This is a genomic window from Vibrio harveyi NBRC 15634 = ATCC 14126 = KCTC 12724 (assembly GCF_001591145.1).
Classification (GTDB): Bacteria; Pseudomonadota; Gammaproteobacteria; order Enterobacterales; family Vibrionaceae; genus Vibrio; species Vibrio harveyi.
In genome coordinates this window covers 43,534-64,384 of the sequence record NZ_BCUF01000021.1, presented here as the reverse complement: position 1 = coordinate 64,384, position 20,851 = coordinate 43,534, and the positions used below count along the sequence as shown (strand labels likewise).

The following is a 20,851-nucleotide window of genomic DNA, read 5'->3' as shown; positions in this document are numbered from 1 at the left end:
AAAGCAGAATGATAAAAGAACAAAAGCAAGTCGTCGTCGTTGGTGCAGGGCCGTCAGGTTCTACCGTTTCCGCATTGCTCAATATGCGCGGAATTAATGTCGTTGTGATTGAGAAAGCGTTGTTCCCACGTTTTTCGATCGGTGAAAGCCTTCTTCCTGCCTGCATGGAAGTGGTAGAGCAAGCCGGTATGTTGGAAGCGGTGAACCAATATGGATTCCAGTACAAAGATGGTGCTGCGTTTCGTCGCAATGGCGTTTATACCCAATTTGATTTCACCGACAAATTCACTGCAGGACCGGGTACCACTTACCAAGTTCAACGCGGTAACTTCGATAAAGTACTGGCAGACAGTGCAGTGGAGCAAGGTGTTGAAATTCGTTACCAACACGAACTGACAAGCATCGACTTTGAAGGTGCCAAGTCGATTCTTAATGTGCTTGACGCTGACAAACAAGCTTACCAAATTGAAGCCGATTACGTGCTAGACGCTAGTGGTTTTGGTCGCGTTCTTCCTCGTTTGCTCGCGCTAGAAGAGCCTTCATGCCTGCCACCAAGAAAAGCAATTTTTACGCACATTGAAGACAACATTACGGCAGAAGGGATTGAATACGATCGCAACAAGATCCTGATCTCTGTGCATCCTGAAAATCATGATGTGTGGTATTGGTTGATCCCGTTCTCAAATGGTACTTGCTCATTTGGTGTGGTTGGCGAACCGACGTTCTTTGAAAACTATCCCGAGGATAAGATTGTCGCTCTTAAGCAGTTAGCAAGTGAAGAACCAGGGCTTGCGCAGCTCCTTAACCAAGCTCAGTACCCAAATCCTGCTGGTGAGCTGGGTGGCTATTCAGCGAACGTAAAACACTTAGCGACACCACACTACGCGTTGCTTGGTAATGCTGGTGAGTTTCTTGACCCTGTCTTTTCTTCAGGCGTGACTATTGCCATGAAGTCAGCACAATTTGCAGCAGACTGCATTGAACGCCAGCTAAATGGTGAAACGGTCGATTGGCAATCTGATTATGCTGATCGCCTAATGGTGGGCGTCAATACTTTCCGTACTTACGTGGAAGGTTGGTACAACGGCATGTTGCAAGATGTTATCTTCTACCAAAACCCCAATCCACGTATCAAACAGATGATCAGCGCGATTCTTGCGGGTTACGCATGGGATGAAGCCAACCCATACGTAAAACAGAGTGAACAACGCTTAGCGACCCTAGCTGAGCTAGTGAGAGATGAGGTGATGTAATCCTCCCACTCTTTTTAATACCGAAGCCCCGCAAAAAATCGCGGGGCTTTTTCGTCGGTTGAACCTAAATTTTTAAACACTCATGATGGCGTCTGTCTTCGTTTAACCTTATGATTTAATGAGTTTAATAACAGCAGCCCAACCATGTCTTCGACTTTTCATTTTTATAATCAGAATGCTGGCTCATTAGCAGAGCAATATGATTCAACAACTTTTGAGCAAGTGCATACAAGTTGGCAGGCTTTTTGGCCTCTTGTTGGTGATCGGGTGTTGGATGTTGGCGCAGGCTCCGGAAGAGATGCTAAATGGATGGCCAAAAAAGGCTGCGAGGTTATTGCGCTGGAACCTGCAACGTCGCTGTTAAAACTAGGAAAAGCTGAAACTGATGATTCTGTCGTTTGGTTGGAAGATTCTTTGCCAGCACTTGAGAAAACCACCAACTTGGGGCTTCGCTTTGATCTTGTGTTAGTGAGCGCGGTTTGGATGCATCTTGCTACTTCTCATCGTGAACGTGCTTTCCGTAAGCTCTCTAATCTGCTTGCGCCCAATGGTCGATTGGTCATAAGCCTTCGCCATGGAGAGTTCACTGATGGGCGCAAAGCTTATCCTGTTTCTGTTCAAGAGTTAGAGCAGTTGGCAAAGAACAATGCGCTTATCGTTAGACAAGTTTCTGACAGTAAAGATCAGCTCAAGAGGGATGATGTTTATTGGCAAACCGTTGTGATTTTAAAGTGAAAGAAGAACAAGCCGTGTCACTTCAATATTATGTAGATAAATTCCGTAGCCTGAATATGAATAGCTCTAATGGGAAAAAGAGCCCTCATAAAGTGTGCATGTTGCTCACGGTTATGGAGCTCATTCAGGCGGGACATATCTCTTCCAACAAAATAGAGTTTAACCAGGTCCTCAAAGAGCGTTTCACTTATCACTTAGCAAACTTTGCTACTGGGAATGATAGGGATACACCGGAAAATCCTTACTTTTTTCTGAGAAGTGAGGGATTTTGGCACTTGTCTTACAATGATGGTTTTCAAGCGGAATCTACCAAACGATACTCGTCAAAAGCGATTGCTTATGCTTATCTTGATGATGAGCTTTATGATTATATGAGTAGCTATATCGTTTCAAATGAATTGAAAGATGCTCTTGTTTCAAACCTTTCAGATTTAGCGTCTTTGTTTTATCGCTGGTTGATTGACCTAGGTAAGTCAGAGAAAACAGCGAAAAACTATTTGGGCGCAGTTCGTGGTTCAATATCGAACTGGCTTATGGATGCTGGACAGATTCAAGAACCAATTACAGATGTAAAATCATACGGTGAATTTAAGAACTATAAGCTCAAAGCCCAAAGTTTACCTGAGTTTAAAATTCGAGATATCAAGGGGAAAGGGATGTACAGTGCTGCGCTTTCTCACTACGAAAACTTTTTTGTCGACTTATCTCAGATAGATGTTAATGCAGATATTCGACAAGTAATGAACGATAAGCAGCTCAGCTCGACGGAAAAGACTATTTTAGTTAATACAAGAATGGGACAGGGGCACTTCAGGTCAAAATTAATTGATATGTGGGGGGGTTGTGCCGTTACGGGTTTTAAGAACACGCAGTTGCTATTGGCATCTCATATTAAGCCTTGGCGTGAATCGGATAACGAAGAGCGATTAGATAGATTTAACGGGCTGTTGTTAATTCCAAATATCGATAAGGCATTCGATCTTGGATTCATATCATTCAATGATAGTGGGAAGGTTTTGATTTCAAGTTATCTAGAGAAACCCGAGGTTCTTGGATTACAAGAAGACATGTCCTTTCAGGTGCATCATAGACATAAGCGTTACTTAGGTCACCATAGAGGGGTAATATTTAAAGGTTTATAAATTGAACACGAATGAAGATGAAATCAGCATTTATGTCCTTTCTTCGTTCGCTCTCAGAAAGCTAAAAAGATCTATCTCACACTTTTGCTTGTTATTACTGATAACGATGTTAAATAAGTGAGAAATGGATTACAGTTTGGAGCATGTTTTCCAAATGTGGTTTTATCGTGAAAACGGTTTCTAAGTTATTGTATAAGTTGACAAAAATTAAGCAGCTTAAACACAAGAAAGATAAGGTTTTTCCCCTTTCTGATACGTACACTCAAAAGAATCAGAAAATTCTAAAAATCCTCTCTCCATCTTCATTTTTCTACAAGAAAGGTCATGTTTCTGTGCCCTTTTCGACGCCTTCTGTAGATGCTCTTGCTTGGGGGAGTCGCGTATCTCCTGAGTTTAAAAGTAAAGTGAATGATATTTCCCGAGATCTCAACATCGATCCAAATCATCTGATGGCTTGCATGGCTTTTGAAACAGCAGAGACATTCAGCCCCAGCATTAAAAACGGCTCGGGGAGTGGGGCGACGGGTTTGATTCAATTTATGCCATCAACCGCGGAAGCTCTTGGTACGAGCACAAAGAAGCTTGCTCAAATGAGTGCGTTAGAGCAACTCGATTATGTGAAAGCGTATTTTATGCCTTACCGAAACCGCCTGTCTTCTCTTGAGGATGTGTATATGGCGATCCTGTATCCTGCGGCTATTGGTAAACCCGCTGCTCATGTATTATTCAAACAAGGATCAATTGCTTATCGCCAGAATGCAGGGATCGACCGCAATAACGCTGGGAAAATCACACTAGGCGATGTGTCATATAAAGTGAGACGTAAGCTAGAAAAGGGACTGCATCCTAAGTTCTTAGGTTAGCTCATTCTCTTAAATCTGGAGCAACTAGAAAGTTGCTCCGCCGTCCACTCTTAAATCGTGCATGGTAATGTGACCCGCTTTCTCACTCAGTAAAAATTCAATCGCATTGGTTATGTCTTTGGTTTCTGCAATCTTGTTCAAAGGAATACCAATCCGGTGTGACGCTAAGTTACCCTGAATCGTTTCTCGTTCTCCATAGGACTCATTCCACATTTGTTCTTGCATCGGTGTTCTGGTTGACCCAGGGCTAACAATGTTACAGCGAATGCCGTATGCCGCGAGTTCTAACCCCAAACATTGCACCCACATATGAAGTCCCGCTTTAGACGAACAATACGCCGACATGTTGACTCTTGGGGTGTCTGCTGCGTTCGAACCTACCGCAACAATCGCGCCTTTTTTGTTATTTTGAACCAGTAATTTCGCCAGTTGTTGTGTCAGTAGCATGGTTCCCTTTAGGTTCACGTCTAACGTTTTAATGAGCGCTTCAGGAGGGAGTTCCAGAACAGAACCAAGATGTAGCGCACCGGCGCATGTAATCACGTAGTCAGGAATGAGCTTGTCTTGAGCAAGATAATGACACGCATACTGAACGGCTGTGGTGTTGGTTAAGTCAAAGGGAAGTAGCAACGTTCGAGCTTGCTGTTTTTTTGGCAAAGATTGTTTGAATTCCTCTAGCAGAGCTTGCGTGATATCGCAGGCAATCACAGTAGCCCCTTGTTCCAATAAGCTTTTGGCACAGGCAAGCCCAATACCTTGCCCTGCACCAGTCACTAGGCACAGTTTACTTTTGAATTCTGTGTTGTTTTCATTCATAACCCTCTCCCTTCGTGCTGTAAATATCATATTCAAACTAGATAGATGATAATGATTTTTGTTATCGTTGTCATAATGTTAACAAGGAGGTAATGAAATTGACGAACAAACTAGGTTGGAAAATCAAACCTTGGTTGCTCACGTTAGGGCTTATCGGGTTGGCTGGATGTGAGTATTTACCACACTACGCAGAGGTAGATCTGTCCGAGCAAAAAATCGAACAAGTGGTCGAGCAAGCTAAATCAGCAGACGCTGCGATTCTTAATGCGTTTAAGCAACACAACTTTGTGGGTATTGGCGATTATCATTGGAATGATGCTTTCTTGCGCTATGCAACAGAGCTGGTTTCGACTCCTGCATTTTCAGATCAAGTCACGCATATTGTGGTGGAGTTTGGCAATGCAAAGTACCAACCTGTGCTGGATAACTACTTAGCTGGTGGGGACGTGAGTGATGAACAGCTTCGCTCAATTTTGCGAGGTTCGATCTACTTTATGGCTTGGATGCCAGATGCTTATGCCGATTTCTTCAAAGCGATAAAGGTGCGAAATCAAACGCTACCTAAAGGGAAAAAAATCCATGTGCATTTAGCCGAAGCACCGTTTGATTGGAGCACTGTGAGTGATGAAAAGGTATGGCAGCAAGCAGCTAAAAACAAGACGGATCATTTTTATCAAGTTGCTGCTGAGCGTATACAAAACAATCAGAAAGCACTGTTGATTTTTGGGGCTTTCCATTTGGTGAATGCGCCGCGGAATTACGTTGCAAAAACACAAGCCAGTGCTTGGCCATTGGCGACACGATTAGAGCAAGCGTTTCCCAATAGTACCTACTTGATTTGGCCAATGACGGAACCAGAAGTGGTGAAGACGTTTCATGACGTAAAAGCTCCGGCGCTTCTTGAGGTCGCAAAAAGTCCGATTGCTGATCTGAGGTTTATCGATTTATTACCAAAAGCCCGTTATAAGCTTGCTGCGATGGACGACATGGACGCCCAAGTCGGTGGTTTGTTTGATGCTTTTCTTTATCTGGGTGATAACCAACGAACAACGGTATTCCCTCGTGATGTGATGGAAGATAGGGAGTGGGTAAATGAGATGCAAAGACGCGTCGATATTATCGGTGGGAAGACGCAAGACCGCTTCAATGAGATTCGCTCATTAAGTGATAAGAAATACGGCTTTGTTGATAACAACTGATGCGCTGTTAATTGAAATAAAGATTGAGAAAGGGCTGACGGCTGATGGCGTTAGCCCTTTCTTTTTGGCTATGGATCCAAATCAAAAATTGTTAACGATGCATACGAACCAAGGCAAGTCGCTCTGAATCCTCCACCTTGAAGCTACTTAGATATAAGTATGGTGAATTGTTTGTTTGAGGTTCTATTTGTTTAAGAATATTAATTTATAAAACTATAAGTTATGCGAATGATAATTATTATCAAAAATGATTGAATAATTGTAACTAGGTGTGTAGTCTCATTCTTCAAATGAGAAGGAATCTCATTTAGGACGCTATGTTTAATACAGTTTGAGAGATGATTATGCTTCGTAACTCCATGGGAAGCAGTACTATGCTCACAGAGTTTCTCAACGCCCATACGGATGACGCTTCGTTCTTCTTTAGCTCACCGACGGTGACGTTGCTTACGCAAGGCATTGCTGCAGAATTTTCCCAACAAGTTAAATTCTCAGAGTTAGATACTCACATTAGCAAATTACTAGAATCGGCGAAGGAAGAGGGGAATGACAACCCTATTGCCGTTGGTGTAATACCGTTTTCTGAACATAATCCCGTGCACTTTATCGTCCCTGAGCGTTTGATCACTACGTCACCGATCAGACCGGATAAAGTATTAGATATCGATGGTTGCAACGACTGTCATCCTTCTTCTATTCAACCTATCCCGACGCCTACTGAATACATGCATAGTGTTGAGCTTGCCACTCATCGTTGCAGCCAAGAAAATATCGCTCTTGATAAAGTGGTGTTGTCACGCACGATGCAAGTGGATACACAAGATGAAATCGATCGAGCTCGCTTCCTCAAAACCTTACTCAAGCAAAATCCTGGTGGTTATACCTTTTCTACTCGTATCGGCGGTGGTCATTCTGACGCTTATTTGATGGGATCCAGCCCTGAATTACTGGTATCCCGCAAAGGTCCTCATGTGTGCTCAAATCCTCTGGCAGGTTCTCGTCGACGTTGTGAAAATGCATCAATGAATCAGCAGCAAGGCGAGCTCATGATGGAGAGTAGCAAAGATCTTCATGAGCATGCGGTAGTGGTCGATGCGGTAGAAAAAGCGCTTCAACCTTGGTGTCATAACCTTTATGTGCCTATGGTGCCGTCGGTTATTGAAACCAAAGCCATGTTGCACCTTTCGACTCGTATTGAAGGGACGGTTTCCGATGCCAATACCAGCGTTCTGAAATTGGCGAGTGCGCTTCACCCAACGCCTGCCGTGTGTGGCTATCCTACGGCTCAAGCTTACGATTTCATCAGTCAAGTGGAGCCCTTTGATCGGGGCTATTTCACGGGTCTTGTTGGTTGGGTAGACGCTCGTGGTAATGGCGAATGGGTTGTTGTGATCCGCTGCGCTGAAGTTGAGAAGAAGCGTATTCGAGTTTATGCCGGAGCTGGGATCGTCTCCGGATCTGAGCCACAAAGTGAGCTTGAAGAAACAGGAAATAAAATGCGCACTGTATTGAACGCTCTGGGTATTGAAATCCGTGAGAATATGGAGGTGGTTCAATGACTTGCTTAAGCATGAATGCCTCTGGCTTTACACCTTGGTCAGAAGGTTTAGCAAAGCAATACCGCCAAGCGGGCTTTTGGACAGAGCAAACCATTCCAGAGATGCTTGAGGCAAGCGTCTCTATTTCTCCTAACCATGTTGCTCTAGTTGACGGGGAGCGACAGTGGACGTATCAATCGTTACTTGAGCATGTTGATAAGTTAGCTGCTGGTTTCCAATCGACTCTGAATCTTAAATCTGGCGACAAGGTCGTTTTGCATTTGCCTAACATAGGCGAGTTTTACATTAGCTTTTTTGCACTGCTTAAAATTGGCGTTCAACCTGTGCTTGCGTTACCCGCTCATCGTTATTCGGAGATTCGATACTTTTGTCATTTTACACAGGCAAAAGCGTTAATCACTGCTCCTCAACTCGGCGTCGATACGGCTGATATTGCGCTGCAAGTAGCGTCTGAATTACCAGGCTTAAAGAACATCGTTTGGGCGGGTGACATGAGTGCCATGCCGATTGGTTGCGTAGCCCTTAGAGCGCTCTTGCTAGACAATGTTGAACCTCAAGTTCATCGCGGTGAAGATTTTGCCTTTTTCCAATTATCGGGTGGTACGACTGGCACACCTAAGCTTATTCCTCGCACACATTACGACTATCTATACAGTGTGCGAGCGAGCAATGAGGTTTGCCAATTCTCGCCAAATACGCGTTACCTTTGTGTTTTACCGGCCGCCCACAATTTCCCATTGAGTTCTCCCGGTGCGTTGGGCTGTTTTATGGCGGGTGGCACCGTTGTACTTGCTCCAGACGCAAGCCCTCAAACTGCCTTTTCTTTGATTGAAAAGTACCGAATTACCGTAGCCGCTTTAGTGCCACCGTTGGCACTATTGTGGCTCGATGAAGCCGCAAGAACTCGACATGACCTTACTTCATTAGAAGTGCTGCAAGTTGGGGGGGCTCGTTTTAGTGAGGAAGCGGCAAAGCGTATCAAACCTGAACTTGGTTGTACCTTACAGCAAGTATTTGGCATGGCTGAAGGGCTAGTTAACTACACCCGTCTAGATGATCCTGAGTCCGTGATTGTCACGACGCAAGGTCGCCCAATGTCACCTGCTGATGAACTGTTGATACTCGATGAAATGGGTAACCCTGTCCCGCAAGGTACGGAAGGTATTTTGTTCGTGCGTGGACCTTATACCATTCAAGGTTACTACCGGGCTCCAGAGCACAATCAGCGTTCATTCACCGAGCAAGGCTACTACCGTACTGGCGATGTGGTACTGCTGACTGAAGAGGGCAATTTGAAAGTTGTTGGTCGCGACAAAGATCAGATTAACCGAGGGGGTGAAAAAATCGCAGCAGAAGAGGTCGAGAACCATTTGCTGGCGCACGATTGTGTCCATGATGCTGCTGTTATTGCCATCCCAGATGATTACCTTGGGGAGCGCAGTTGTGCTGCCTTAGTTTGCCCGCAGCAAGCCCCGAAACCGATCGAGATAAAGCGTTTCTTACGAGGGCGTGGGCTGGCTGATTTTAAGATCCCAGATATGGTCGTTTTTGTTGATGTATTACCCAAAACGCCAGTAGGTAAAGTGAATAAAAATAAATTACTCGAACTCGTTTAACCAAGGTCGAAACACCAAGGTTGATTTGGTGTGCTTGGCATTTTGATTACTTTGGAGATAAGCCCAATGGCCATTCCATCTATCTCTGGTTACTCACTAACGAAAGTGAAGCCAGAAAATCGCGTTAACTGGTCAGTAGAACCACATCGTGCCGTGTTGTTAATCCACGATATGCAGCAGTACTTTCTCAATTTCTACGATGCAGACAGCGAGCTGATTCAAACGTTGACTCGCAACATTCAAGAGATCAAACAAGCATGTATTGATGCCGGCATTCCAGTGGTTTATACCGCGCAGCCCGGTGACCAACGTCAAGAAGATCGCGCTTTATTGACCGATTTTTGGGGCCCCGGTTTAAAAGCGGATGACAACATTACTCGAATCTCCCCAGCACTTGCGCCAACGGAGCAGGACACCGTTTACACCAAATGGCGTTACAGTGCGTTTCAACGCACGCCACTTAAATCCATGATGGATGAAACGGGGCGTGATCAGCTAATTATCGTGGGTATTTATGCTCACATCGGTTGTTTACAAACAGCGGCAGAAGCGTTCATGACAGACATTAAAGCTTTCATGGTTTCCGATGCCGTTGCTGACTTCTCAGCGAGCGATCATGACATGGCGCTCAACTATGTGGCGGGTCGATGCGGTTATGTCTTGGACAAGCAGCAATTGCTCGAACAAGTGGCAAGTGCGAACGAACTCGCAGCTGGTGATTTTGTGATTCCTCAGTCGCAACCGCAACTTACTCAACAGTTAGCGGCGCTGTTAGAGGTAGCTGCCGATGAGATGACGCCGGAGGATAGTTTGCTTGATTTTGGTTTGGATTCGGTACGCATGATGTCGCTGGTCGGAGATTGGCAACAGGCGGGCCTTGATGTGAGTTTTATGGAATTAGCAGCGAAACCGAGTTTGCAGGATTGGTGGAGACTGATCGAGAAGAAGCTGACCTAACAGCCAAAGCGGAAGAATGACAAAGGAATGAACATGTACGATTTACCTTATACGGCAGAACAATTGTTGCCGCTTACGGATGCCCAAGCAGGGATTTGGTTTGCTCAGTTACGTGACCCTGAAAACCCAATTTATAAGACTGGCGAATACCTGGTTATTGAAGGCGAGGTGGATGAGCCTTGTTTTGTTGAAGCAGTCAAAACGGCAATTTATGAAGTCGACTCGTTGCACGCTAAGTTTGTTACCACCACCGAAGGACCGCGAATGGTGATAGATAGACAAACCTGGCAAGTCGAACGTATCGACTTTTCGCAACACGTTAAACCGCTTGATGCCGCTGTGACTTGGATGAAAGATCAGTTAAAGCAACCTGTCGATTTGGAACAAGGTCCTTTATTCATCATGGCATTGCTTAAGCTCTCCGATGATCAATACGTTTGGTTCCTTTCACTGCATCACATTGCGATAGACGGTTACAGCATGTCGCTGGTCGCGGGGCGGGTGGCGCATGTTTATGGTCAGTTGGTCAAAGGAGAGCACTTTGAGAAGCTTGAATTTGCAGACCAACAGGCTCTTTTGAAAGAAGATGACGACTATAAAGCTTCTGAGAAATACCAAAAAGATCGCGCATTTTATTTACAGCGTTATGCCGACCATTCTGACACTGTAAACCTTGCGGGTAAGCCGACAGTGACTTCAGACCATTTCCTTCGCCTAAAAGGTGCAATGGCAGCCTCTGACTTTCAGAGAATGGAGTCGTTAGCTAAACAGTGCAGAACACACTGGTATAGCGTACTTATCGCATCTATCGCGGCTTATGTACACCGTATGACACGCTCCAATGAAGTGGTGATTGGTGTGCCTCTGATGGGGCGTTTGGGCTCGGTAGCCATTCAAACTCCGGCGATGCGCGTCAATATTCTTCCTGTACGAGTCAGTTTTGAATCAGGACTGGATATCAAAACGTTGGTGAAGCAAGTTAACCAAGAATTTGCATCGGTTCGCCGTCATCAAAGCTATCGCTATGAAGAGCTTCATCGCGAGCTAAATTTGGTAAAAGATCATCGTAATCTATTTGGTCCATTGGTGAATATTATGCCGTTTGAGTACGAGCATAAATTCGGTGACCTCACTTCAAAAGCACACAACTTATCAGCCGGACCGGTCGATGACATTTCTTTCTATTGCTATGAATTAGCTGGGCAATTACACATCGATATGGATGCGAATCCAGAGCTGTATTCAGAGAAAGAGATTCATGAGCATCAACAACGCTTGTTCCATTTTATGAGTGACTTTTTTACAAGCGCAGAAGCTCAAGATCCTTCTCATTGCCAAGTGAGTGATGTCAGTATTTTACTGGCTGGTGAGCGAGAGAAGGTTGTCGAGACATGGAACGATACCGCTCGCGAAGTGCCGGAAACGACGCTGTCCGCCATCATGGCTCGCCAACGTATTTTGACACCACACGCTCCGGCTTTGATCTTTGAAGGTCAGAAGTTGAGTTACGAGCAACTGGCTCGCAAAGTGTATTCACTCACCAACTGGTTAACAGCGCAAGGCGTTGAGCTTGGTGACCGCATTGCTGTGTGTGTCCCAAGAAGCGAAGAGCTGATTGTAGTACAGCAAGCCATTTTAGCGGCTGGCGCGGTTTATGTGCCTGTGGATCCTGACTACCCCGAGGGGCGTATCCACTACATGCTCGAATCTTCTTCACCGAAATTTGTTTTCTCAACCAAGACGCTTCAAGACAAACTGCCGCAAGAGGTGGATGTAAAGCTAGTGGATGATGAGACGCTGCCTACGATATACAAAGTAGTAGAACCGCTGCCTCCTCAAGTTAAGCCAGAACCTCATTCACCAGCTTATATGATTTATACCTCGGGCTCGACCGGGAAACCAAAAGGCGTCGTCGTTACGCATGATGCGATTGTCAATCGACTCTTGTGGATGCACGACCAATATCCAATTGATGCGAAAGACCGGGTATTACAAAAAACGCCAGCAGGGTTCGATGTTTCAGTATGGGAGTTCTTCTGGCCAATGATGGTCGGATCGTGCCTTGTTATTGCGAAACCAGACGGACACAAAGACCCAATATACCTACAAGATTTGATTCATAAAGAGCAGATCACCACCTTGCATTTTGTGCCTTCAATGCTGCAAATTTTCGTACAACAAGCAGATGCCAGATTGTGCCAAAGTCTACGCCAAGTCTTTTGTAGCGGGGAGGCGTTGCCAATGGAGCTAGTCAATCACTATTACCAAGAGTTTGATGCACCATTGCATAATTTGTACGGTCCGACAGAAGCTGCGGTGGACGTAACTTACTGGCCAAGTGAGGCGAATACCCAAGGGAATTCGATTCCTATAGGTCGTCCTGTATGGAACACGCAAATCTATATTCTTGATGATGAACTTAATCCTGTACCTCCTGGTGTGGTGGGTAACTTATACATTGCAGGTCGACAGTTGGCACTGGGCTACCATGGTCAGCCAGAACTGACTCAAGAGCGCTTTATCGACAATCCCTTTGGTCCACAAGGTAGCCGAATGTACTTGTCTGGTGATTTAGCGCGCTGGCGCGAAGATGGTGCGATTGAATACTGTGGGCGAAGCGATTTTCAGGTCAAGATTCGTGGTTTCCGAATCGAGTTAGAAGAGATTGAAAATGCCTTAGCAAACCACCCAAGTGTTGCGCAAGTTGCCGTGTTAGCTCAGGAATATACTGAGAATGATAAACGCCTTGTTGCTTATGTGTCGGCAGAGGATCTTGAGCAGGGAATTGATACTAATGCACTGCAAAAGTACCTTGCTGAGCCATTACCGGATTACATGGTGCCAAGCTATTTTGTTGAGCTTGAAAGCTTCCCTTTAACACCGAATGGTAAATTGGATCGTGATGCGCTACCCAAGCCAGATTTGTCTGCTCAAGTGAGCACAAAAGGACCAAGTAACCTTGTTGAAGAGCGTTTATGCAAACTATTTTGCCGCTTACTTGATTTACCGGCGGTTGGTGTGGATGACAACTTCTTTGAATTAGGCGGACACTCGTTGCTTGCTGCTCAGTTGATTGCTCATGTGAAAGAGATCATGGGAATTGAGCTATCGCTTGCGGCGGTGTTTGAGTCTCCGACGGTTTCCGGTATTGCCGCCAAGTTAAATGGCAGTGAAAGCGATGAAGCACTCAATATCTTACTGCCTCTGCGAAAACGAGAGGGCAAGCCAGCTATTTTCTGTGTCCATCCTGCTGGTGGCTTGAGTTGGTGCTATGCGGCTTTGACTCCGATTATTCCATCCAATGTGCCTCTTTACGGCGTACAAGCGAAAAACCTCGGTGACCCTTCTTCTCCGCTGCCTAAATCAATGACCGAAATGGCTGAGGATTACGTGGCGGCGATTCGAGAAGAACAACCCTTTGGTCCATATCACCTACTAGGCTGGTCTATTGGCGGCATGATTGCGCATTTAATGGCGGGTATCTTACAGCAGCAAGGTCAAGAAGTTGGCTTAGTCACCTTGTTGGACTCTTACCCAACGGAGCAATGGCAAAGTATGCACCCGCCTGGCGAAGAGAAAGCGCTTGGCGCCTTAATTCGTATGGCTGGGGTAGAGTTTGATGAATCGTTGCATTCTAGCCTAACGCGACCTGAAGTGATCGACATTTTACAAGATGCAGGATCATCAATGGCGCACCTGAGTGCTGAAACCATTACGGCAATGGTGGAAGTGGTCATTAACAACAATCATCGCGTACGCGATAGCGTCGATTATCAGTATCAAGGGGATGTGTTGTTTTTCAATGCGGAGAAGCCACCGGAAGAGGCATTTCTTGATCGCAATGGATGGTTCAAATACATGGATGGCGAGCTCAAAGTGATCGATGTCGCGTGTATTCACCGTGAAATGATGCGCCCAGATATGCTGCGTTTGATTGGTTCACATATGGTTGAAGAACTGAGAGAGAGATTTGATGTTTGATACCTCAACCAAAGCAAAAACTAAGGATTTGTTGGAGGGGGCGGTTTCCCCTCTGGCTTTTCTCAAAAGCAAACTTAACGCTGGCAGTGTAGTTGCCATCGGTGAAGCTCATTGGTTTAGCGAACTGTTCGAGAAGATAACGGAAGCCTTACTTGCACCTGAATTGGATGGCTCGTTTTCTCATTTGTTCATTGAATTTGGGAATGCCAAGCATCAAGCATTACTCAATAACTACTTATCGGGAGAGACGGTTACCCAAGCTGAATTAGCGGCGGTGTGGTTGGACTCAGTCGCATTTCCCGCTTGGTTGCATCCTTGTTACGGTGCTTTCTTTGAGCGAGTTCGTGCTGTAAATAGCACGCGTAAGGTGCCGATCAAGATAGTGTTGACCGAACCATCGTTCAGCTGGGAAGACATCCAACATTCGAAAGAGTTAGCAAAGCTCAGTGCACAACGTGATCAAGCTTTGGCAGAAGGAGTAGAAAAACAAACGTCGAAATGTGGGCTTGGTGTGGTGGTGTTAGTTGGTGCAAGACATATTCTAAAGTGCTCGCCAACGCTGGGCTTTATGGCAAAACACAGCACCTTCGGTGAGCTAGCGAAACACAAGTTTGGTGAGCAGTATGTATCAGTTTGGCCACACATCTTATCTAGCGAACTGAATGCCCCTGAACATGGCATTTACCCGACGGATCAGCCTTTACTAAAACAGCGCTCGTTTCTTGAACTGATCCCGAAAAAGCCTCCCGTGAATCCATATGCTTTTACCTGCTTAGATGAATTGGTTGATGCTTATTGGTACTTGGGTCCGCAGGCAAGGCAACTCGATACAGTAGGTATTTCAATCCCACAAATGTGGAAGTGGCGTTTAGAGCAGCGCTTACCGCTGGTTAATGAACGACAGCAAATGGTGATCAAAAAGGTCATCGAATAGAAATGAATGACGACTTCATGAGGAGAAATAGCACAGTGAGAAAATAAACTGCTTGTTGAAGCAGTAGTAGCCATGAAATGGAAGGTCGGGTAATTTGGCGGTTAAAGAGGTTTGGTTATTTCCAATCAGCTCGAAGCGAAATTGTCCTGAGTTTTTACTCTCAGGCAGCAGCATGATTTGTGCTTCTAGAAAATCGAAATACACCTGAACAAAGGGGAAGCAGCATTTAAACAAGCTCTCTTTGATGCTGAATATCAGAGCATCAGGTAGGTGGCTAGACGATTTGATTAAGTTCTGTTCGTCACCTGTGTAGATGCTTGTAAAAAGGTGTGAGGCGAGGGGGACATTGCGTTCTACGTCGATCCCTAAGCTTGCGATGTCACTTTTTAATGCACAACCCGCGAGGCAAATACCATCAGTGTGACTGATGCTGCCACTGATTGGCTGAGGGAATAAAGGCTCTCTGGATTTCCCCGTCAAAATGAGCGGGGAGTTCCCGTTATCTTGGCTTAAGGAGAGCATTTGTATGGCGGCACGAGCCGCGTTGCGTCCTGCTCTGAATTCTCGCTGGCGTTTAGCTATCGACTTATGAATTTGTTGCTCTTCCTCGGGAAAGCCCAATTTGGAATACATCTCCGGTGTGGCTTTTACGATGTGAACCCTTGGACTGACACTTTCTAATTGAAGACAGAAAGGGTCGAGAATGTTACCCAGCTCGGTGCTTTTCAATGTGTTGCAGTTCAAAAATATAGCCCAGCTCAAATCTAAATGTAAATACGAGTAGTAATGATTGTCATTTATACATTCGTTTATTAGAGTTTGCGAGCTCAATTTATTTATAAAATAGATATAAGGATATGCAGTGAATAGTTTAGTTAAAAAGCCCACATTTATGCCGACAGTGCTTGCCGGTGCACTTTTGACGGCACTCAGTGGTCATGCAGTTGCTAACGATAAAGATGATGTTGTGGAAATGGAACGCATGGTCGTGACAGCGTCTTTAACACAGCATTCAGAGTTGACTGCACCGGCATCAGTGTCGGTAATTACCGCTGACGATCTCGCTAAGATGCCGGTAAAAGACATTTCAGAAGCGGTGCGTAGTGCTACCGGGGTGAGTGTGTTGAGTAGTACAGCTTACGGTCGTAACACCATTCGTATTCGTGGTCTGGATTCTAAGCACACCTTGGTTTTGATTAACGGTCGTCGTATTAACTCTCAAGATGCTTTGATTCGTGGTAACGATTTTGACTTATCAAGCATCCCACTGACTGCGGTTCAGAGAATTGAAGTGGTTCGCGGTCCGGTTTCTTCCCTGTATGGGTCTGAAGCGATGGGTGGTGTGGTCAACGTTATCTTGAAGTCGCCAACCAAAGAGACATCAGGTTCTGTTGGTTTGGAATACGAAAGCATTCTTGAAGGCGACGGTGGTGATGGTGTTAAAGGTCATGCTTACGCTAGTGGTGAACTCGCACAAAACCTTGAAGGCAGCATCATTGTTGAAAGCTCTTCAAGAGATCCGTGGCGTACCGATACTAACCCGACCTTTGATGCATTAGAAAAGAAAGACACCACCAATGTATTTGGTGAGATGGCTTGGCAGCTTACTGATGAACAGCGTTTGATCGCCGATGTGATTTACACCAACGATGAGCGTGAAGCGGATTGGGTCCATCCTCGTTCGGGTGCGCAAACAAATTCTCAAGACTCAACGCGTTGGAACTACGGACTGACGCATGAAGGTGCATGGGAGTCTGTGGATACACAAGTACGTTTGTATGGCGAAAATATGAAGCTTGATGATGCAAGTACGGCATACACCAATGGCGCTGCTGATGTTGAGCTACAAAACAACACGCTTGATTTTAAAGTTTCTGGTTTGTGGCGTGACTCACATGAGTGGGTGTTTGGTGGCGAATACCGTACTTCTGAATTGGAAAACAGCCGAGATGTACCATCAGGCGACATCGATAACTATCAAGGCGCGGTTTTTGTTCAGGGTGAGTTCGATCTCGATAAATTGGCGCTGACACTTGGTGGTCGTCAAGACTTCCATGAAGTGTATGGTAGTCACTTCAGTCCAAGAGCATATGCAGTTTATAGCTTCACCGATGAATTTGTGTTCAAAGGTGGTGCGGGTGGTGGTTTCCGTGCGCCGGGTATGATGGAAAGCAGCGATCAAGTACGTGTAATCAGTTGTGGTAACCGTTGTTGGTTAACGGGTAACGATGATCTAAAACCTGAAGAATCAGAAAGCTACGAAGCCGGTTTTGCTTATGAGTCCACGTCTATGGGTGTTGGTTTGATGTACTACTACACGGACTTTAAGAACAAGATTGAACGCGACCTAACCAAGCCAGTTGGTGCGGTTGGTAAAATGCCTATCTTCACTTACCAAAACATCGGTAAAGCAGAGATCAAAGGTATCGAGCTTGAAGGTTGGTATGATATTACTGACAGCATCAACCTAAAGGGTAACTACACCTACACGGACGCGAAAGACAAGAGCACGGGTGATACGCTCATGAAGACGCCAGAGCATCTTGCAAATCTTGATTTGAACTGGGAAGTGTTTGATGCATTCACTACGTTTGCGCGAGTAAACTACGTTGGTGAACAGGTGATCACAAACCAAAGCCGTGAGAACAAAACAGTAGATGGCTACACGCTTGTCGGTCTTGGTGTTGCTTATGACTTCCAACAGCTCAATCTTAAAGCTGGCTTGAACAACATCTTTGATGTCGAGCTTGATGATGAAGACGACTACTACGGTTATTCAGAGAAAGGTCGCAGTGCATACGTAAGTGCAACTTACCTATTCTAAAGCGAATACTGGTTTGATCTAACAAGCAGCCTCCTAGCCGGAAGCTGCTTTTTTATTCCGCTTTAATCGCTTTTCATTTCGCTGAGCGACTCGGTGACTTTGACTTGGACAATGCGATTATTCTTCACGTGTAGTATCTCAAATTGCCATTGTTGATATTCGACGGTTTCTCCTTGAGTCGGCACGCGCCCAATTAACCACGTCAGAAAACCATTCAATGTTTGGAATCCTTCTATTTCTTCGCCTTCAATATGGTTCAACGTTAGTTTGTACTTCAACTCGTTAAGTGGGATCAGCGCATCCATGATCCAACTGCCATCTTTCTGTTTCTTTGCCCAGAGTTGCTGTGGTGCCATGCCCAATTCACCAGCGATGGATTTAAGCAGATCGTAGTGAGTTACTAGTCCTTGCACATCGCCATATTCGTCGACGATAAACACCATCTCGGTACTGGTTTGTTGCATGTAATTGAGCAGTGGTAGACCTTTCATTGATTCGGGTACGAAGCGCGACCGTTTCAACAGCTTGGCTAAGCGAGAAATGGATAGCTCATCGTATTCATCTAATAACGCCTTAGAGGAAACGGTGCCGATAATGTTATCTAACCCTCCTTTGCAGACGGGCCAAACAGAATGCTGAGTTTGACGTAGATTCCTCAAAATCGCATCGAGAGGTAAATCTAAATCGAGATAATGGATATCGCATCTCGGTGTCATGAGTGAAAGTGCTAGTCGGTCATTAAGGTGGAGCAAGTTACGGATCATCAATTGTTCTTGAGGCTCAATAGCACCACATTCAGAACCTTCGCTAACAACAGCAAAGATGTCCTCTTCTGTGACGATTTCGCCTGCGTTGTTTTGGCGTAGAAGCTTAAGCAGTGTGTCGGTCGAAACGGTCAGTAGTATGACAAATGGCGTGGTCAGTTTTGCTAGCCAGTGGATTGGGTAGGCAACGATGACAGCGATGCGTTCGGCATTGTTTTGTGCAAAACGCTTTGGCACGAGCTCACCAATCACGATGGCGAAGTAAGTGATTATGACCACCACAATTGCCGTTGCAAGGATATTTGCTATCTCACGTTCTAAACCTTGTGCGACGAGCCAATGCCCGAATGGAACTGAGAGGGTTGCTTCACCAAAAATACCGCTGAGGATGCCAATGACGGTGATGCCGATTTGTATAGTAGAGAGAAATTGAGTGGGGTTATTCTTAAGCTCTAAAGCAAGACGAGCGGAAGAGCTGTGTTCGGCTGACTTTTTCAGTCGACCGCTTTTGGCAGTCACTAATGCAATCTCAGACATGGCGAACACACCATTGAGCGCGATTAATCCAACCAGTAATAAAATGTCCATGAAGTTTTCCAGTGATGCACACCCTAGCAGCATAACGAGGTTCAAATACAAGAAACGTGAAGTGGCGAATAAATCATCACGCTGTAACAATTGAATGACTTATTAAAAGGATAGAATTTCTTTGTCGCCACGAGTAGATTTCAGTAAGCCTCTGCTGGAGACAGATAGATTCTGTTACTTAGTTCGGATTCTGATACACTACGCGCCCATTTCTTCGTTGAGACGTTTGTATGCCATTTTCTAAGCTTGGTTTAAGTGCTTCTATCACAGATGCTGTGAAGGCGCTGGGTTACGAAAAACCGACTTCTATCCAACAAAAAGCCATTCCTATTGTTCTGCGTGGTAGCAACCTAATTGCCGCAGCACAAACGGGTACAGGTAAAACTGCCAGCTTTGTATTACCAATCTTAGAAAAACTGAGCCACGGCGAAACGCAACGTAAAAAGCGTGCACGTGCGATCATCCTAACGCCAACGCGCGAATTGGCTCTTCAGGTTCATCAGAGCATTGAAGCGTATGGCAAAAATCTACCATTGCGTTCTATGGCGATGTTCGGTGGTGTGGATTACGCACCGCAAAAACAAGCGTTGATTGAAGGCGTAGACATTGTCGTAAGCACTCCAGGTCGTTTGATTGATCTATACGGTCAGCGTGCTATTCACTTTGATGAAGTGGAAATGCTGGTCCTAGATGAAGCTGACAAAATGTTGGATATGGGCTTTATTGATTCGATTGATAAGATCATCGATTGCATGCCAGAAGATATTCAAAGCTTGCTGTTCTCCGCGACCTTATCTAACCCAGTTCGTGATTTGGCAAAGAATGCAATTGTTGATCCTGAAGAAATCACCATTGCAAAGCACAGCGCGTCTAAGTCAAACATTAAGCAATGGATCACCACAGTTGATAAAGACATGAAATCTTCACTACTGAGCCACATGTTGAATGAGAACGACTGGTCGCAAGTGTTGGTGTTCATCGAGACAAAACATGGCGCAGCGAAACTGGTTACTCAATTAGAAAAGCGTGGCATTGTGGCTGAAGCTTTCCACAGTGGTCGTAACCAACGTGTTCGCCAAGAACTGATTGAGAAGTTCAAAGCCGGTGAAATCCAATACTTAGTGGCAACGGGTGTGGCGGCACGTGGTATCGATATTGATAACTTGCCTGTCGTGATTAACTACGATCTACCTTACCCAGCCGATGAATATGTACACCGCATTGGTCGTACTGGTCGTGCTGGTGCAGAGGGCGAGGCGATTTCACTGGTATCGAAAGACGATTTCAAAAACCTGTGCATGATCGAAAGCCGCCTTGGTCATTTGCTAGAGCGTGTAGAAATTGAAGGTTTTGCACCGAGAAAACCTGTGCCAATTTCGATTCTGAACTATGTTCCGAAGAACAAGCGTAAGCCGCAAGATCAGCGTCCACGTCGCGAAAATGGTGATAAACGTAACGCTAAATAACGTTTGATAGCTCTTTTCTACATGATAAGCCGCACCTCGATGCGGCTTATTTTTTACTTTTTTCTTTTCTCTCTGGCTTTTTGTTCAACGTGGTCTCAGTTTTCTTTCTTTATTTGATAGCGAAAACCATGCACAGATGAAGTGTGAAGCATGT

At 45.3% G+C, this 20,851-nt stretch carries 14 protein-coding genes and 1 pseudogene; 12 read left to right on the top strand and 3 right to left on the bottom strand.

The genetic code is table 11. The annotated features are described in order from the left end of the window. Positions 1–8 precede the first annotated feature (8 nt). The 4 genes and pseudogenes from VHA02S_RS12605 (at position 9) to VHA02S_RS12590 (ending at position 3,993) form a co-directional block, all read left to right on the top strand. Positions 9–1,253, top strand: coding sequence for an NAD(P)/FAD-dependent oxidoreductase (locus VHA02S_RS12605; protein ID WP_038898587.1), 1,245 nt, complete (start codon positions 9–11; stop codon positions 1,251–1,253). Between the two features lie 144 nt (positions 1,254–1,397). Then, positions 1,398–1,979: pseudogene (locus tag VHA02S_RS12600) on the top strand (class I SAM-dependent methyltransferase); the annotation flags it as partial. A 23-nt stretch (positions 1,980–2,002) separates the two neighbouring features. Continuing rightward, positions 2,003–3,130, top strand: coding sequence for an HNH endonuclease (locus VHA02S_RS12595; RefSeq protein WP_009696053.1), 1,128 nt, complete (start codon positions 2,003–2,005; stop codon positions 3,128–3,130). A gap of 143 nt (positions 3,131–3,273) precedes the next feature. Then, positions 3,274–3,993 (top strand): transglycosylase SLT domain-containing protein, encoded by a 720-nt coding sequence (locus VHA02S_RS12590; protein WP_017818981.1) that lies wholly within the window; start codon positions 3,274–3,276, stop codon positions 3,991–3,993. 24 nt (positions 3,994–4,017) lie between these two features. On the opposite strand, the gene VHA02S_RS12585 is transcribed toward VHA02S_RS12590, so the two are convergent. Next, positions 4,018–4,809: a 2,3-dihydro-2,3-dihydroxybenzoate dehydrogenase gene (locus VHA02S_RS12585; protein ID WP_038898586.1), complete on the bottom strand. Its 792-nt coding sequence runs from the start codon at positions 4,807–4,809 to the stop codon at positions 4,018–4,020. 92 nt (positions 4,810–4,901) lie between these two features. On the opposite strand from VHA02S_RS12585, the gene VHA02S_RS12580 reads away from it, so the two are divergent. From VHA02S_RS12580 to VHA02S_RS12555, 6 genes are all read left to right on the top strand, one after another. Next, complete coding sequence (locus tag VHA02S_RS12580) at positions 4,902–6,008, top strand: hypothetical protein (RefSeq protein WP_038898584.1); 1,107 nt, start codon at positions 4,902–4,904, stop codon at positions 6,006–6,008. Between the two features lie 338 nt (positions 6,009–6,346). Then, a complete protein-coding gene (locus VHA02S_RS12575) occupies positions 6,347–7,567 on the top strand; it encodes an isochorismate synthase (RefSeq protein ID WP_050567809.1) in 1,221 nt (406 codons plus the stop codon). Beyond that, positions 7,564–9,183 carry a (2,3-dihydroxybenzoyl)adenylate synthase gene (locus VHA02S_RS12570; protein WP_038898582.1) on the top strand — a complete coding sequence of 540 codons (1,620 nt, stop codon included), beginning with the start codon at positions 7,564–7,566 and terminating at the stop codon, positions 9,181–9,183. The genes VHA02S_RS12575 and VHA02S_RS12570 overlap by 4 nt, the downstream gene beginning before the upstream one ends. Before the next feature lie 66 nt (positions 9,184–9,249). Further along, positions 9,250–10,140, top strand: a complete 891-nt coding sequence (locus tag VHA02S_RS12565) for an isochorismatase (RefSeq protein ID WP_009703624.1) — start codon at positions 9,250–9,252, stop codon at positions 10,138–10,140. Between the two features lie 33 nt (positions 10,141–10,173). Next, positions 10,174–14,121 (top strand): enterobactin synthase subunit F, encoded by a 3,948-nt coding sequence (locus VHA02S_RS12560; protein ID WP_038898581.1) that lies wholly within the window; start codon positions 10,174–10,176, stop codon positions 14,119–14,121. Further along, a complete protein-coding gene (locus tag VHA02S_RS12555) occupies positions 14,114–15,055 on the top strand; it encodes a hypothetical protein (protein ID WP_038898580.1) in 942 nt (313 codons plus the stop codon). Before VHA02S_RS12560 ends, VHA02S_RS12555 begins: the two co-directional genes overlap by 8 nt. A 15-nt stretch (positions 15,056–15,070) precedes the next feature. Here VHA02S_RS12555 and VHA02S_RS12550 read toward each other — a convergent pair whose 3' ends face one another. Then, positions 15,071–15,943 carry a 4'-phosphopantetheinyl transferase family protein gene (locus VHA02S_RS12550; RefSeq protein WP_038898579.1) on the bottom strand — a complete coding sequence of 291 codons (873 nt, stop codon included), beginning with the start codon at positions 15,941–15,943 and terminating at the stop codon, positions 15,071–15,073. Here VHA02S_RS12550 and VHA02S_RS12545 point away from each other — a divergent pair. Then, on the top strand, positions 15,918–17,879 hold the full coding sequence (locus VHA02S_RS12545) for a TonB-dependent receptor domain-containing protein (protein WP_029788631.1): 1,962 nt from the start codon (positions 15,918–15,920) through the stop codon (positions 17,877–17,879). The genes VHA02S_RS12550 and VHA02S_RS12545 overlap by 26 nt on opposite strands. A gap of 62 nt (positions 17,880–17,941) precedes the next feature. Here VHA02S_RS12545 and VHA02S_RS12540 read toward each other — a convergent pair whose 3' ends face one another. Beyond that, complete coding sequence (locus VHA02S_RS12540) at positions 17,942–19,264, bottom strand: hemolysin family protein (RefSeq protein WP_038898578.1); 1,323 nt, start codon at positions 19,262–19,264, stop codon at positions 17,942–17,944. A 197-nt stretch (positions 19,265–19,461) separates the two neighbouring features. Between VHA02S_RS12540 and VHA02S_RS12535 the strand changes: the two genes are divergently transcribed. Beyond that, positions 19,462–20,697, top strand: a complete 1,236-nt coding sequence (locus VHA02S_RS12535; RefSeq protein WP_009702403.1) for a DEAD/DEAH box helicase — start codon at positions 19,462–19,464, stop codon at positions 20,695–20,697. Positions 20,698–20,851: the final 154 nt, after the last annotated feature.